The 15,364-nt window shown below is 66.1% G+C and carries 13 protein-coding genes; 4 read left to right on the forward strand and 9 right to left on the reverse strand.

Annotation, left to right across the window (positions count from 1 at the left end; translation table 11 throughout):
• Positions 1 to 324: 324 nt before the first annotated feature.
• On the forward strand, positions 325 to 1,455 hold the full coding sequence (locus AB0J47_RS07395) for a phosphotransferase family protein (protein WP_364341578.1): 1,131 nt from the start codon (positions 325 to 327) through the stop codon (positions 1,453 to 1,455).
• An 8-nt stretch (positions 1,456 to 1,463) separates the two neighbouring features.
• Positions 1,464 to 2,594: a hypothetical protein gene (locus AB0J47_RS07400; RefSeq protein ID WP_364341580.1), complete on the forward strand. Its 1,131-nt coding sequence runs from the start codon at positions 1,464 to 1,466 to the stop codon at positions 2,592 to 2,594.
• Between the two features lie 39 nt (positions 2,595 to 2,633).
• Here the strand turns inward: AB0J47_RS07400 and AB0J47_RS07405 are convergent, their stop codons facing one another.
• Positions 2,634 to 3,026: a VOC family protein gene (locus tag AB0J47_RS07405; protein ID WP_364341582.1), complete on the reverse strand. Its 393-nt coding sequence runs from the start codon at positions 3,024 to 3,026 to the stop codon at positions 2,634 to 2,636.
• Positions 3,027 to 3,251: 225 nt separating this feature from the next.
• On the opposite strand from AB0J47_RS07405, the gene AB0J47_RS07410 reads away from it, so the two are divergent.
• Positions 3,252 to 4,466, forward strand: a complete 1,215-nt coding sequence (locus tag AB0J47_RS07410) for a cytochrome P450 (protein ID WP_364341584.1) — start codon at positions 3,252 to 3,254, stop codon at positions 4,464 to 4,466.
• Between the two features lie 6 nt (positions 4,467 to 4,472).
• Here the strand turns inward: AB0J47_RS07410 and AB0J47_RS07415 are convergent, their stop codons facing one another.
• The 6 genes from AB0J47_RS07415 to mqo all read right to left on the reverse strand — a co-directional run bounded on the left by AB0J47_RS07415 (position 4,473) and on the right by mqo (position 11,735).
• Positions 4,473 to 4,862, reverse strand: coding sequence for a cobalamin biosynthesis protein (locus tag AB0J47_RS07415; protein WP_364341586.1), 390 nt, complete (start codon positions 4,860 to 4,862; stop codon positions 4,473 to 4,475).
• A complete protein-coding gene (locus AB0J47_RS07420) occupies positions 4,849 to 6,495 on the reverse strand; it encodes a cobyrinate a,c-diamide synthase (protein ID WP_364341588.1) in 1,647 nt (548 codons plus the stop codon). The genes AB0J47_RS07415 and AB0J47_RS07420 overlap by 14 nt, the downstream gene beginning before the upstream one ends.
• 94 nt (positions 6,496 to 6,589) lie before the next feature.
• Complete coding sequence (cobO, locus tag AB0J47_RS07425; protein ID WP_364341590.1) at positions 6,590 to 7,204, reverse strand: cob(I)yrinic acid a,c-diamide adenosyltransferase; 615 nt, start codon at positions 7,202 to 7,204, stop codon at positions 6,590 to 6,592.
• A gap of 56 nt (positions 7,205 to 7,260) precedes the next feature.
• Positions 7,261 to 9,378, reverse strand: a complete 2,118-nt coding sequence (locus tag AB0J47_RS07430; protein WP_364342026.1) for a VWA domain-containing protein — start codon at positions 9,376 to 9,378, stop codon at positions 7,261 to 7,263.
• A 207-nt stretch (positions 9,379 to 9,585) separates the two neighbouring features.
• A complete protein-coding gene (locus tag AB0J47_RS07435) occupies positions 9,586 to 10,035 on the reverse strand; it encodes a GNAT family N-acetyltransferase (protein ID WP_364341592.1) in 450 nt (149 codons plus the stop codon).
• A gap of 182 nt (positions 10,036 to 10,217) precedes the next feature.
• On the reverse strand, positions 10,218 to 11,735 hold the full coding sequence (gene mqo, locus AB0J47_RS07440; protein WP_364341594.1) for a malate dehydrogenase (quinone): 1,518 nt from the start codon (positions 11,733 to 11,735) through the stop codon (positions 10,218 to 10,220).
• A 245-nt stretch (positions 11,736 to 11,980) separates the two neighbouring features.
• On the opposite strand from mqo, the gene AB0J47_RS07445 reads away from it, so the two are divergent.
• The gene (locus AB0J47_RS07445; protein WP_364341596.1) at positions 11,981 to 13,084 is read left to right on the forward strand and encodes an alpha/beta hydrolase; all 1,104 of its coding nucleotides are present in this window, start codon (positions 11,981 to 11,983) and stop codon (positions 13,082 to 13,084) included.
• Here the strand turns inward: AB0J47_RS07445 and AB0J47_RS07450 are convergent.
• Together AB0J47_RS07450 and AB0J47_RS07455 are read right to left on the reverse strand one after the other, a co-directional pair.
• The gene (locus AB0J47_RS07450; RefSeq protein WP_364341598.1) at positions 13,064 to 13,627 is read right to left on the reverse strand and encodes an alpha/beta hydrolase; all 564 of its coding nucleotides are present in this window, start codon (positions 13,625 to 13,627) and stop codon (positions 13,064 to 13,066) included. The genes AB0J47_RS07445 and AB0J47_RS07450 overlap by 21 nt on opposite strands.
• Before the next feature lie 93 nt (positions 13,628 to 13,720).
• Positions 13,721 to 15,256, reverse strand: coding sequence for a cobyric acid synthase (locus AB0J47_RS07455; RefSeq protein ID WP_364341600.1), 1,536 nt, complete (start codon positions 15,254 to 15,256; stop codon positions 13,721 to 13,723).
• Between the last annotated feature and the right edge of the window lie 108 nt (positions 15,257 to 15,364).

The raw sequence follows: 15,364 nt of genomic DNA on the forward strand, positions 1-15,364 counted from the left end.
TCGGCTCCGTCGTGCGCGAAGGCACCCTGTGCCGATGGTTCACTCGCTGGCGCTCGCTCACGCAGATCCTTCCCTCTCACAACTCCACGTCAGCCGACGGTATCGACGCCGCGGCCCGGCCCGCTTCCAGGAAAACCCCGATTTCCACCCCGATCCATCGGCGTACGCGACTCCGCCGGAGGTATGACCCGCCACCTGGTGCAGGGGATTGTCAATACCGAATATCACCCAGTGAGGGTCGCTCGATTTCTTCGGATTTCTGCGGTAAGCACCGACTAGAACGCGTTACAGTTTCCGCAGGCACATGCGTCAGGAGGACAAAGAATGGCCGACGATCCCGATCCCACCGCGCGACGGCAGCTGACCGTCAGCGCGCGGGACCTCGACACCCTCGCCGAGGACCTGTCCCGGTGGCTGGACGGCAAAGTCCACGCGGATCACCCGCCCAGGATTTCTGCGCTGTCGCGGCCGCAGGGGGCGGGAATGTCGAGTCCGACGGTGCTGTTCGATGCGCAATGGAGTGTGGACGGGCGCGCCGACGGCGGTTCGTTCGTGGCCAGGATGACACCGGAGGCCGATTCCTTCCCGGTCTTCGAAAACTATGACCTGGAGCTGCAATACCAGATCATGGCAGGAGTCGCGGCCGCCTCCGCGGTGCCGGTCCCCGAACTGTGCTGGCTGGAACCCGACGAGAAGCCGCTCGGCACAAAGTTTTTCGTGATGCGCCGGGTCGAGGGCAGGGTGCCCTCGGACAATCCGCCGTATGTTTTCATCGGCTGGCTGTTCGACGCGAGTCCCGAGGAGCGGGCCGAGCTGACCGCGAAGACCGTCGAGGTCATCGCGAAAGTGCACGAAATACCGGATCCGGCAACGCGATTTCCGATGCTGGACGGTCCGGGCCAGGCGCTGCGCCGACATGTCGAATGGCACCGCAACTGGTACCGCTGGGCATTGGCCGATGACGGCTATTCGATTCCCCTGATCGAGCGGACCTTCGACTGGCTCGACGCGCACTGGCCCGCCGATCCCGGTCCGGACGTGCTGAGTTGGGGCGATTCGCGCCCGGGCAACATTCTGTACGAGGGCTTCACCCCGGTCGGGGTACTCGATTGGGAGATGGCCGGACTCGGCCCGCGCGAACTGGATATCGCCTGGGTGATCTTCATTCACCGCTTCTTCCAGGACCTTGCCACCCGCTTCGATCAGCCCGGACTGCCGGACTTCCTGCGGCGCGCGGATGTCGTCGCGAAATACGAAGAGGTCACCGGATATACGGTTCGCGATCTCGACTTCTACATCGTGTACGCCGCGCTGCGGCACGCGATCGTGATGGCCAGGGTCAAGCGCCGGATGATCCATTTCGGTGAGGACACCGACACCCCCGATCGCGACGACTACGTGATGCACCGAGCAAGCCTGGAGGCGCTGCTCGACGGAACCTACGAATGGGATTAGAGGAAATCATGGCTGTATCCGATGGTCGCTCCGCAGGCTCCGCTCCCTCGCCCCTTGACGAATACCCCATCCACCAGACGCACCTGTCCATGTCCCGAGTCGCCAGCAGCGACCGGAACTTCTACGACAGAAGCTATTTCAACGGACACGACCGCGACGGCGGCACCTTCTTCGTCACCGGCGGCGGGGTGTATCCGAACCTCGGAGTGATCGACGCGTACGCCTGCGTCCGGCGCGGCGATATCCAGCGCACGGTCCGCTTCTCCGACGCGCTCGGCGATCGCGGCGTCGACCTGCGAGTCGGCGGCTACCGCGTCGAGGTGCAGGATCCGCTGCAGCGGATCCGGGTGGTCTGCGAGCACAATGACCTCGGCTTCGACCTCACCTGGCACGGATCGTTTCCCGCCGTCGAGGAACAACCGCATCTGATCCTCAACGGCAACCGCCCGATTATCCAGGCGACCCGCTTCGCGCAGGTCGGCTCGTGGGAGGGGACGCTGCACGTCGACGGCACGGACCTCACCGTCGACCCGGCCGTCTGGATGGGCACCCGGGATCGCTCCTGGGGCATCCGCCCGGTCGGCGAACCCGAACCGCCGGGCCGGGCCGCCGCCGAACCGTCCGGCGGATTCTGGTGGATGTATGTGCCGCTGCGCTTCGACGATTTCGCCATCGTGCTGATCCTGCAGGAGGAACCCGACGGCAAGCGCACCCTCAACGACGCCGTCCGCATCTTCCCGGACGGTCGCACCGAACAGCTGGGCTGGCCCCGCTACCACATCGAATACCGTTCCGGGACAAGGCATCCCATCGGCGCACGGCTGGAACTGACCACCCCGGACGGTAAGCCGCTCGAGGTCGAGGTGCGGACCGTCACCAATATTCCCCTACACGTAGGCTGCGGGTACGGCGGGGATCCGGACTGGCTGCACGGTCGATGGATGGGTCGCGACTGGTCGTCGAGCAGCAGCTACGACCTCACCGATCCGGCGATCGCGGGGCGAATCCCGTTCGGGGTCATCGACCACGTGGCGCATGCGCGCTGCGGGGATTCCGAGGGGTGGGGCCTGTTCGAACACGGGAGTCTCGGACGGCACGATCCGACCGGGTTCGCCGACTGGGGTTCGGTCGCACAGTAAGGTTTTCGGTGGGCGCGTGCTCGTGCGCGCCCACCCGAGTCAGCTCACCGGCCGCGCCAACTCGGGACGTTTCCGGTAGTCCGTCAGCCCGATCACATTTCCCCACGGGTCGGAAACCTCTACGCTCCAACCGGTTCCGACCTCGAACGGCGCGCTGATTACCTGCACGCCGCGCCCTTCGAGCTCGGCCGTCGCGACCAACGCATCGGGCACCTCCAACCACAGCCGCATTCCGGACAACCCCGCCTCCCCCGCCCGTGGATCCACCCGAGCCATCACACCGGCCACCTCCCCGCCGACATCGAATACCGCAATCCCCTGCTCCGGCAGCGTGAACTTCACCGCCAATCCCAGCACGCCCCCGTAGAACGACACCGCGGCATCCAGGTCACCGACCGAAACCAGCACATTGTCGATACCACAGATATCCATCACCCCACTAAACCACGCCGGTCCACGGGATCGGTGACGAATCGATGGGCTTCCCGCAGCTGAGAACTGTCGTACCAGCGGGCTGACCCGATGTCTGGCACCATGCCCCTCCACCGGCGAAACATCTTGCTGAACATGATGATTCGGCGGAAGTTTTGTCTGGTCGTGTATGCGACCGATCGTCCATACCCGTGCCAACGGGTCGGCACCGCCCGAGGGGTCATCATGACAAGTCTTCCCGCATTCCCCGCCGCCGACGAAAGCCCGCTCGACACCTGCATCCGGCTACAGCAGACCGCTCCGGTGGTCGAAGTGGAATTCCCGGGCGGTGTGCCCGCCTATTTGGCCTTGACGCACGATGCCGTTGCGGAGATCCTCGCCGGAGATAACAAGACCTTCGCCAGGGACCCGAAGCATTGGCCCGCGCTATACGACGGATCGATCCCGGAGGACTGGCCGCTGCGGGCCATCGTCCAGGGCGACCACCTGGCCACGAAGGATGGGGAGGATCACCGCCGGTTGCGTGGTCTGGTCGGAAAGGGGTTCACACCTCGGCTGGTACAGGCAATGGAGCCGCGGATCCAAGAGATCATCGATGGACTGCTGGACGAGGTGATCGCGGCAGGTGATGGAGTGGACCTCGTGCCCATGTTCACCGACGCACTGCCGATGGCGGTCATCGCCGAATTGTTCGGTGTGCCCGAAGGGGACCGACCACGGCTGCGGAAATGGACCTCTACTCTGTTGGCCCACACCACCCCACCAGAGGTGGCATTCGCGACCCAGAACGAACTCGGGGCGTTCCTGCACGAACTGGTGCAGAGCAAACAGCGGGAACCCGGTGACGATCTGACCTCGGATCTGGTGCAGGCGCGCGATGCGGGCGATCGGCTCACCACCGACGAATTGGTCGGCGTGCTCTGGCTGATGCTGATCGCCGGTCACGAGACCACGGTGCATCTGCTCGGCCACGCCGTCGTCGCACTGCATCGGAATCCCGATCAGCTCGCAGTGGCCAAGGCCGAAGACCGCTGGGCGGACGTGGTCGAGGAGACGTTGCGGTTCCGCCACTCGGTCATGATGACCAGCTACCGGTTCACGCTGACCGATGTGACGATCGCAGGTGTGACCATTCCCAAGGGGAGTGCGGTCGGTGTGGTCTATCAGGCGACCGGAATCGATCCGGAGAAGTACGGCGAGACCGCGAACCAATTCGACCTGACCCGCCAGCAGACCGGACATCTCGGCTTCGGACACGGACCGCGCTACTGCATAGGCGCACCACTCGCGCGATTGGAGAGCCGACTTGCCCTCGCCTCGCTCTACGGGCGACTGCCTGACCTGCGGCTAGCCATCGACCCGGATGAGATTCCCTACTCGCCGTCGTTCTTCACCGTCGGCCCGTTGTCCCTGCCGATCGAACTGGGAAAGGTGTCCTGACTCTCGTTACGTCAGTGGTGATTCAGCGGCGAGAGCGGCCGCGATCACTATTCCGTCGACGGTCCGCTTGGGAATTACGAGCGGACCGTTGGCGGCCAGTAGCGCGGCTGCCTCGGCGACGCTGACGGTGCCGAGGGCGTCCTGGGTGCGTGACGAGGGATTCGGCACGTCGACCTGCGCGAGTTCGGCCGCCGTAAAGGTACGGATCGAGACGCCCAAGCGGTCGGCGGCGGCACAAAGTTCCTCGGCGCGCCGATCGATGGTCGCGAGACAGGCAACAGGCTTGTCGCCCACTACTTCTCGCAGCGCATCGAGAATTCGTTCGCTCGATGTGCCCGGTCGGAACCCGAGGCCGACGGCGAAGATTGGTGACGCCGAGGTGTCAGATGGCGGCACAGGTGCGGGCGTAGTCGGCGACTGCCGCGACGAAACGGCTTGTGGCTCTGGGGTTTCCGGCGGGATGTGTGTGCAGGTAGGAGGCGTGGACGTGGTGGACGAGAGCGCCCTCGCGAATGCGGTCGCCTGCGGTGCGCCAGCCCCAGGCGGGGGTATCGGTGCCGGTGGCGACCAGGCGAGTGCGGTGGAATTCGTGGCCGCGCACCCGTTCTCCCGCGCGCCATAGGGCGGAATCGGCCAGTGCAACGGCATCTCGATAGCCGAGGGTCAGGCGGGGACCGAATTCAGCTGTCGCATCGACTACACCGGCCATCGGATGACCATCCAGCGAGCGGCTGAGATACAGCAGTCCGGCACATTCGGCATGCACCGGAAGGCCCTGCCCGGCCTGCTCGGCCACCTGCGCCAACAGCCGATCATTGGCCGCCAATGCTGCCGCATGCTCCTCTGGAAACCCGCCGGGCAATACCAAACCGGCTGTCCCAGTGGGAAGTTCGTCCCGCATCGGGTCGAAAACCACAACTCGCGCGCCTGCGGCCTCCAACAGCTCCCGATGCTCCGCATACCCGAACGTGAACGCAGGCCCGCCGGCCATCGCGATCACGGGACCGAGCCCCCCAGCCACACCCGAGCCACCCGCGGCCGTCGAGCGCTCTGCGACCAGACCCGTCACACGCACTCCGTCGCCGATGCCCGCAGGAGCGCCAGTCGCGCGATTCGAACCAACCTCCTCGAGCTCGGCGAGGTTCCCCGCGAATGCAGCCGTGCGACTGGCACCTGCGGGACCTGAAGCATTCGAACGACTCGCGCCCCCCGCAAACGCACTGGTCACGTCGGCGGACACCGCTTCATCCACGCTATTCGCGACCACCGAGACTTGGGTTTCCCGGATCACGGTTACCGGATCCCAGGCGGCGGCGGTGATGGTCGAGCGGGCGAGGCGGGCGATGGTGGGGAGGTCGACGTGGGCGGCCACGAGGTCGGTCATTGCTTCGACGGCAGTGGTGGCAGCAGCGCCATGTTCGACGGCGGGGATGAGGCCGAGGTGGCGGGAGGGGACCTCTAGTTCGGCCATGCGCGGTAGTGATCCGAGGACCGGGAGGCCGACTCGGTCGCAGGCCGCGCGCAGCACTTGGTCGTGGCGTTCGCTGCCGACGCGGTTGAGAATGACGCCGCCCAAACGGATCGCGGTATCGAAGGTTGCGAAGCCATGCAGGAGGGCGGCGAGGCTTTGACTGTGGCCACGCGCGTCGACCACCAAAATTACTGGGGCACCGAGCAATCCAGCTACCTGCGCAGTGGATCCCTCGGCGATCGGTGCGGCGTGGTTCTCATCGATGCGGCCATCGAACAGGCCCATGACGCCCTCGACCACCGCCAGATCACAACCCTGGGCACCGTGGCGGTACAGGGGGACAACACGTTCCGCGCCGACCAGCACTGGATCGAGATTGCGACCGGGCCGCCCCGCCGCCAAGCCGTGATATCCCGGATCGATATAGTCCGGGCCCACCTTGAACGGCGCCACCCGATGCCCGGCCCGCCGCAGCGCCCCGATCAGACCGGTCGCCAACGTCGTCTTCCCACTCCCCGAAGCGGGCGCGGCAATCACCACCGCCGGGACCCCACTCACAGCCGCACCACTCCACGGGTTCCCCGAGGGGCACCCCCAAGGAGGGCAGGTCCCGACAACGGGTGCGGATCGTATGACGCGCCGCGCGGTGAGGTCACCATTCGATGCCTCGCTGGCCCTTGCGGCCCGCGTCCATGGGGTGTTTGACCTTGGTCATTTCGGTGACCAGGTCGGCGGCGTCCAAGAGGGCTCCAGGGGCATCGCGACCCGTGATAACCACGTGTTGGTTGCCGGGCCGGTTGCGAAGAGTTTCGACGACCTCGTCGACATCGACCCAACCCCATTTGAGGGGGTAGGTGAATTCGTCCAGGACGTAGAAGCGGTGCTGTTCGGCCTGAAGCCTGCGCGCGATCTCCCGCCAACCGGCCAGTGCCGCAGCAGCGTGGTCCTCATCGTTGCCCTGTTTACGGGTCCACGACCAACCCTCCCCCATCTTGTGCCATTCGACCGGCCCACCGACACCGGTCTCCTCGTGCAGACGGCCGAGCGTGCGAAAAGCGGCCTCCTCCCCCACCTTCCACTTGGCACTCTTGACGAACTGGAATACCGCGATATCGAAGCCCTGATTCCACGCGCGCAACGCCATCCCGAAAGCCGCCGTCGACTTCCCCTTACCCGGCCCGGTATGCACCGCGAGCACTGGCAGATTCCGCCGCTGCCGCGTAGTCAGCCCATCATCCGGAACCGTCTCCGGCACACCCTTAGGCATCCAAACTCCTCGGTAGCCAATTGATCAGAACTTGCACACCGACCCGTTGCGTCACCTCAGGCGGCTCGGGTCGCGCTGGGGCGGCCGGATCCGGCGCGGACGACCTCGGCGACCGAGTCGCCGGTCAGTTCGGCCAGTTGGAGGTAGCCTGCGCGCAGGGTGCGGGCCAGTTCGGCGGCGAGGCCGAGGCGGATCATGCCGCGTTCGCAGTCCACGACGATCGAGGTGATCGCATCGGCGGCAAGCAGATTCGCCGCGGCGCGGGAGCGGGGCACCGGATCGACGCCGCCGGTGGCGCGGCCATCGGTGAGCAGGACCAGCATCGGGCGGCGGCGTGGATCGCGGACGCGTTCGCGGTGCACGACCTCCCGGGCCTTCAAAAGCCCTGCGGCGAGCGGGGTTTTGCCGCCGGTGCGGATGCCGGACAGGCGTCGCACCGCGATATCTACCGAGGAGGTCGGTGGCAGGACGAGTTCGGCTTCTAGGCCACGCACGGTGATCACAGCGACCTTGTCCCGCCGCTGGTAGGCGTCGCGCAGCAGAGCGACGACCGCGCCGGTAACCGCGGAGAGCCGGTCGCGCGCTGCCATGGATCCGGATGCGTCGACCACGAAGACGACCAGATTGCCTTCGCGCCCTTCGCGATACGCACCGCGCAGATCATCGGCGGCCAACTTCAACGGCCCTTCGGCTCGGCCGCGGGCGTGCTGGTGCGGTGCGGCGGCGAATACGGTGCCGAGCAGGTGTAGGCCGCCGGAGGTATCGGTACTGGACCGCACCGTGCGTCCCTGTCTGGTCTGCGCGCGCGAACGGCGACCCGCCGCGCCCTCGCCGACGCCCGGCACTTCCCAACGAGGCGGTGTCACAACGGATGTCGCGGGTGCGCCGATACGACCCTCGCGCGCGGACGGTGACTGCCCGCCGCCCGGCGAATCCGGACCGCCGTCGTCGGGGCCAGGCGCGGCTGAACCGCCCTTGCCGGGACCACCATCCGGATCATCTTCTGGGCCTTGACCATCCGGGCCACCATTGGTTGGACCACCATCCGGATCGTCCGCATTGTTCAATGCGCTATCCGGACCGCCTTCGGACCCGGCATCATCGGCATCGCTGGGGCGGCTGTCCAGATCACGCGAACCGCCACCGTCCGAACGGCCGCCGTCGAGATCCTCGGCCCCGGTCTCCGCTAACTCCGCACGCTCACCGGACTTTGCCGCCTCTTCTCCCGCCGCACGCATCGCCTCATCCAGCTGCTCTTCGCTGATCCCCGGCTCATCGAACGGATCCCGCCGCCGCCGATGCGGCAGCGCCAACTCGGCCGCAACCCGCACATCCGCCTCGGCCACGGCATCCGCGCCGCGCCAGGCCGCATGCGCGGTGGCGGCCCTGGCCACCACCAGATCGGCCCGCATACCGTCCACATCGAATGACGCACACAGCGCGGCGATCCGCCGCAATTCCACATCATCGAGCGCAACGGATGCGACCCGATCGCGGGCGGTCAGAATCCGCTCGGCCACCTCCCGATCGGCCGCGGCATAGCGCGTAGCGAATCCCGCCGGGTCCGCCTCGTAGTCCAGCCGACGCCGCACCACCGACATTCGCACGTCCACATTCCGCGAAGCCGCGACATCGACGGTGAGCCCGAACCGGTCCAGCAGCTGTGGCCGCAGCTCACCCTCTTCCGGATTCATGGTGCCGACCAGCACGAACCGTGCCGGATGCGAATGCGAAACCCCATCACGCTCGATATGCACCCGACCCATCGCCGCTGCATCGAGCAGCACGTCCACCAGGTGGTCGTGCAGCAGATTCACCTCGTCGACATAGAGCACGCCGTGATGCGCGGCCGCCAACAGTCCGGGCCGGAACGCCTGTTCGCCATCGCGCAGCACCCGCTCCAGATCCAAAGAACCGACCACTCGGTCTTCAGTGGCACCCACCGGCAACTCGACCAGCCGAGCGGGCCGTGCACCCGTCTCATCGACAATCGGAGGCAGCAATTGCGCAAGCGCCCGCACAACGGTCGATTTCGCGGTCCCCTTCTCTCCGCGCACCAATACGCCGCCGATCCCGGGATGCACCGCACACAGGATCAATGCCAGTTGCAACCGCTCCTGCCCCACCACCGCCGAGAACGGAAAGCCCGCATCACCATCGGCATCGGGACGCACCCCGGTCAGCGAAGGGGCTTGCGGCGCGTTTTCGGTACGGGACAGTGACACGCCCCAACTCTATTCGCGCCGCAACCACCGTCCGGCAGCACCCTCCACCGTCGAACCATGCCCGGCCCACACTCAGCAGTGCCTCGCATCCCCAGCGGTCCTCACCCGAGCCGCACGCTATGCGAGGTAGTTACGGGGTATGCGACCGCTCGCGGTTCAGCCCCTGCGCATGGGCAAGTGCATGATGCCGTCTTCTTCGAACTCGTCGCCGTCGGGCTTGAACCCGAATTTGGCGTACATGTCGACCAGGTAGGTCTGGGCACTCAGGCGCACGGTCGCCGAACCCGCCTCAGCGAGCGCGGCCTGCACCAGCCGGGTGGTGTACCCGTGCCCGCGCGCCGGAACCGAGGTGCACAACCGGCCGATGCGGAACGATTTCACGCCGTTGTCGTGCTCCTCGGTCAAGCGCAATGTCGAGATGATCTCGCCCTCATCATCGAGCCAGAAATGGCGCGTCTCCGGCAGCAGGTCGAGACCGTCCAACTCCGGGTACGCGCACTTCTGCTCGACGACAAAGACTTCGACGCGAAGCTTCAACAGCTGATACAGGGTGGCGGTGTCGAGATCGAGCGCCCAGGACCGTTTGAGTGCAACCGTTGACATCATCGAGTCTTGCTATCACAACTACGCGATCGGCGCGACCGGTGTGTCCAATTCGCGATGTCGCGGGGCCCTGCGTGGCCACGCAAGCTACCGCCTCCGGGCCCGTCGCTCACACCGCTGTGTCCAATTCGCGATGTCGCGGGGCCCTGCGTGGCCACGCAAGCTACCGCCTCCGGGCCCGTCGCTCACATCGCTGTGTGCTTCGGCGTGTTGTCCGACACACCGTTCAGGTTCAGGGTTTTGGTCGACCAATCCCAGACTTCCTGGAACAGCGCCTGGTTTTCCGAGAGCTTCACGCCCAGCGAGGGCACCATTTCCTTCAGCTTGGGTGACCAGTCGGCGTACTCGCGCGGGAAGCAGCGCTGCAGCACGTCGATCATGGCGGTCACACAGGTCGACGCGCCGGGCGACGCGCCGAGCAGACCCGCGATGGTGCCGTCTTCGGCGGCGATAACCGCCGTGCCGAACTCGAGCACGCCGCCCGCACCCTTGCGCCGAATGACCTGCACGCGCTGTCCTGCGGTGATCAGCTCCCAGTCGTGACCGTCCGCGCGCGGAATGAACTCCTCCAGCGTGGCCACCTTGCCCGCCTCGGACTTGAGCAGCTCGCTGATCAGGTACTTGGTCAGGCCGAGTTCGGTGACGCCGACGCCGAGCAGCGAGAAGATGTTGTTCGGCTTGACCGACTTGAACAAATCGGTGTTCTTACCGTCCTTGAGGAACTTCGGCGTCCAGCCGGCGTACGGGCCGAACAGCAGGCCGGGACGGCCCTTGATGATGCGAGTGTCCAAGTGCGGCACCGACATCGGCGGCGCGCCGACGGCGGCCTTGCCGTAGACCTTGGCCTCGTGCTTGTAGATCAGGTCCGGGTTGGTGCAGCGGATGAACTGACCACTGATCGGGAAGCCGCCGAAACCCCTGGCCTCCTTGATGCCCGCCTTCTGCAGCAGCGGCAGCGCACCGCCGCCGGCGCCGACGAAGACGAATTTACTGATGAGCGTGCGGGTTTGGCGGGTGCGCAGGTTGCGCACCTTGACCAGCCAGGAACCGTCGGACTGCTTGGTGAGGTTGCGCACCTCGTGACCGAAGGCCAGATCGACACCGGAGCGGCCGAGGTAGGCCAGCAGTTCGCTGGTGAGCGAACCGAAGTCGATATCGGTGCCCTCATCGGTCCAGTTGAGCGCGATCGGATCGGAGAAGTCGCGGCCCCTGGCCATCAGCGGCAGCCGCTTGGCGAATTCGTCGGGGCTGTCGATGTATTCCATCGTCGAGAACAGCGGATGCCGCGACAGCGCCTCGTACCGCTTGCGTAGGTAGTCGACGTTGTCCGCGCCGTGCACGAAGCTGACGTGCGGGATGGGGTTGATGAAGGCGGAGGGATCGCCGAGGATGCCGTTCTCCACGCCGTAGGACCAGAACTGGCGCGAGACCTGGAAGCGCTCGTTGATGTCGATGGCCTTGCTGATATCGACCGAGCCGTCCGGATTCTGCGGGCTGTAGTTCAGCTCGCATAGTGCCGAGTGTCCGGTGCCCGCGTTGTTCCACGGATCGCTGCTCTCGGCGGCGGCCGCGTCCAGCCGCTCGAACAGGGAGATCGACCATTCCGGCTGCAACTGCCGAAGCAGTGCGCCGAGAGTGGCACTCATGATGCCGGCACCGATGAGTACTACATCGGTCTTTTCAGTGATGGCAGCGTTCGGCACGGGTAGATCGACTTCCTTGTCCTTCTGCGCACGCCCACCCCCACGGTGGGCCTGCTGGGCACGGGCGCTATGTGGTTGTTGCGAGTCCTGCGTGACTCGGCGGGGTGTAGGTTACCCGCCGTTCACCTAGCCCAATTGTGCACCTCACCTGTTCGAAGTCCGGCAACGAACCCAACGAATGTGACATACATTCCTTCCGGGCTTCGATCTTCGAAACGGCGCTGACGTCGCCTACATTGATCGTTGTGACGAACGAAGTCTCGCTCAGCGTGTCCGATATCACGGCCCCGGCCACCGAGCGCTGGCAGCCCGATGTCCTCGGCGCGGGCTATGAGCAGCGCACTCTGCCGCTCGGTCCGGACCCCGATGGTGAGGGCGAGGCCGTGGCAACCCTCGTTCGCTATACCCCCGACACCGATGCCGCCGCTAGCGATCGCTTGCGGGTCACTCGAAACGACACAGCCACCGAGCCCGCGGTGCTCTACGTGCACGGTTTCACCGACTACTTCTTCCAGCAGCATCTTGCCGAACACTTCGCCGGGCGCGGGCATCGCTTCTACGCGCTGGATCTACGCAAGTGCGGTCGCTCGCTGCGGGAGGGCCAGACGCCGCACTACGTCACCGATCTGGCGCTCTACGACGCCGAACTGAACGAGTCGCTACGCATCGTCCAGGAGGAGGCGGGCGACAACGTGCTGCTGGTCGCGCATTCGACCGGCGGACTCGTCGCGGCGCTCTGGCTGGACCGGCTCAACAAGACGAATGGCACGGCCAAATCGGGCATCGTCGGGCTGGTGCTCAACAGCCCGTGGTTCGACCTGCAGGGTCCCTCGTACTACCGGACCATCGGCACCCCGGTGATCAGGTTGCTCGGCCGGTTCCGGTCGATGTTCGAACTACCCGGCGCCAAGATCAGCTCCTATGGTGACAGCCTGCACCACAGCGTCGCGGGCGAGTGGCATTACAACCTGGATTGGAAACCGCTCGCGGGCTTCCCGGTCCGGTTGGGCTGGTTGCGCGCGATTCGCAACGGGCACGCGCAACTGCAGGCGGGTCTGTCGGTCGGCGTGCCCGCGTTGATTCTGCGTTCGCGCATCACGAAATTCGCGCGCAAATACGGTCCGGCCGTCGATGTGGCGGATGCGGTGCTCGATGTGCGCCAGATTCAGCGCTGGTCGGGCTGCCTGGGCGATCGGACCAATATCGTCCCGATCGACGGCGCGCGCCACGATGTCTTCCTGTCCTCGGCCGAACCGCTGACCAAGGCCTTCGCCGAACTAGACAGCTGGCTGGACTGGTTGACGGTTTTTCGCAAGAAGACCGCGGGTTCACCAGAGGCTGGTGCGTAACACGATCTCGGTGGCCAATTCGTGGTCGGCCTCGGTCGCCACATTGTCGACATCGATCTCCACCACCCGGAATTCGCCGTAGACGTAGCGACCGGAGGCATCGGCGACCGAACGCGGCAGATTCTTGGTGACCAGCACGGTGGCGGCGACCTCCACCGGTCGACATGTCGGGTCCGCCACGGTGCCGTCGGCGGCGGGTATCGCGGGATGGCCGCGGTCGGCGACGACAAGGCTGATGAACCGGCCGAATCCACCCGCGCAGACCTGCCAGCCCAACTGCGCGCCCGCGCCGCGTCCGGCGACATTCACCCAGGGGATGCCGAGTTCGTCGAGGATGGCGTGCACGCCCGCCGGATCCAGGTCCGCCACCGATTCCACCGCGATGGTGCGCAGGTCCGAGGTGTGCAGGCGCGCACACACCTGGTCGTAGACGTCGACCGGATCACCGGCATCGGGCAACAGCAGCACGCTGTGCCGAGACTCCGGGCCGTCGACCCGTACGGTCCATGCCCGGTCACCGACCGTGATCCGCCGAGATTTCATGCCGGAGTACGCTACACGCCCGAACTGAACGGGACCGCGTGTCAGTTACCCGCGAGTCAGGAACATAAACATTTCGGTTATTGTCCGCGCAGGTCAGAGGGGACTGCTGCCGACTGCCAGGCCGGAGACGATGGTCGGCGGATCGGCAGGTCCGCCGTCGGTGAGCAGGCGTTCGATGTGGGCGATATCGAGGTGCTGTTCGATCAGGTCGGCGAGCAGGTCGAGTTGGGACGAGCGGATCGCGGCTACCGAAATGTTGTCGGCGACGACGAAACCGTGCCGCCCGGCGTGGGCGGCGACTATGCGGAGCCAGGAGCGACGGAACTCATCCGATTCCAGTAGGCCATGCAGGTGGGTGCCCCAGATCGCCCCGCGCACTGTGCCCTCGGGTGTACTGTCCACCTCCAGCCAGGCCGGATCACCGCTGCGCTCAACACGACCGTGGTGAATCTCGTAGCCGTGCACGGGAATTCCGTTACCCCGTCCGGCACTTCGCTGCAGCACCTTCGGATCGGCGAATTCGATCTCCAGATCGAGCAGACCCAACCCCGCGACCGTCCCCGCATTCGATTCGACCCGATCGACGATGCGACTGCCGAGCATCTGATATCCACCGCAGATGCCGAGAACCGGCCGACCCGCTACGGCCCTAGCCCTTAGCGCATCGGCAATTCCGGTGCGCCGCAACCACTCCAGATCCGAAACGGTCGCCTTGCTGCCCGGCAGCACCACCAGATCCGCATCGGCAAGCCGGGACGGGTCGCTGACCCAGCGCACCGCGACACCGGGCTCACACGCCAGCGCTTCGACATCGGTGGAATTGGAGATGCGCGGCAGACGGATGGCGGCGACCGTGAGCCATTCGGTGCCGCGCGGCGGGCCGGAGCGGCCGACCGGTGCGTCGGCGATGGTGCCGAGGGAGTCTTCCGCGTCGATCCACAGTTCGTCCGCGTACGGGATGACGCCGAGGGTCGGGCGCCCGGTCAGCTCGGTGAGCCGATCGAGTCCGGGACGCAGCAACTCGACATCACCGCGGAACTTGTTGACGATGAATCCGGAAATCAGTTGCTGGTCTTCGGGTTCCAGTACCGCAACGGTGCCGAATAGGTGCGCGAGCACGCCGCCGCGGTCGATATCGCCGACCACGAGGACCGGTAGTCGCGCCGCCTGGGCCAGACCCATATTCGCCAGATCGGTGGCGCGCAGGTTGATTTCGGCGGGCGAACCCGCGCCCTCGCAGATCACCACATCGAATTCGGTGCGCAGCGAATCCAGTTCGGCGGTAACGACTTCGCGCAGATCCTGGCGGTGCTGGAAATAGTCGCGCGCGCCGACGGTGCCGATTGCCTTGCCGCGCACCACGAGTTGGGAGCGTCGGTCGCTGCCGGGTTTGAGCAGGACCGGGTTGAACCGCACGCTCGGCTCCAGCCCACACGCTGCCGCCTGCAGCGCCTGCGCCCGACCGATCTCGCCGCCGTCGAGGGTGACCACCGAGTTGTTCGACATGTTCTGCGCCTTGAACGGCGCGACTCGAACGCCGCGCCGGGCGAGCATGCGGCAAAGTCCGGCCACTACAACGCTTTTCCCCGCGTCGGAGGTTGTTCCGGCGATCAGCAGCGCGCCTTTCAATGCGCTGGCTCCGTCAGCGGTGCGTACGCCACATCCCCGGCATCGCACCGCGCACGAGCCGACCCCGGGCACGCGCGCGCATGACGGGCTCGCATCACGGCAGGGTCA

The organism is Nocardia sp. NPDC049737 (genome assembly GCF_040674755.1).
In the GTDB taxonomy this organism is placed as follows: Bacteria; Actinomycetota; Actinomycetes; order Mycobacteriales; family Mycobacteriaceae; genus Nocardia.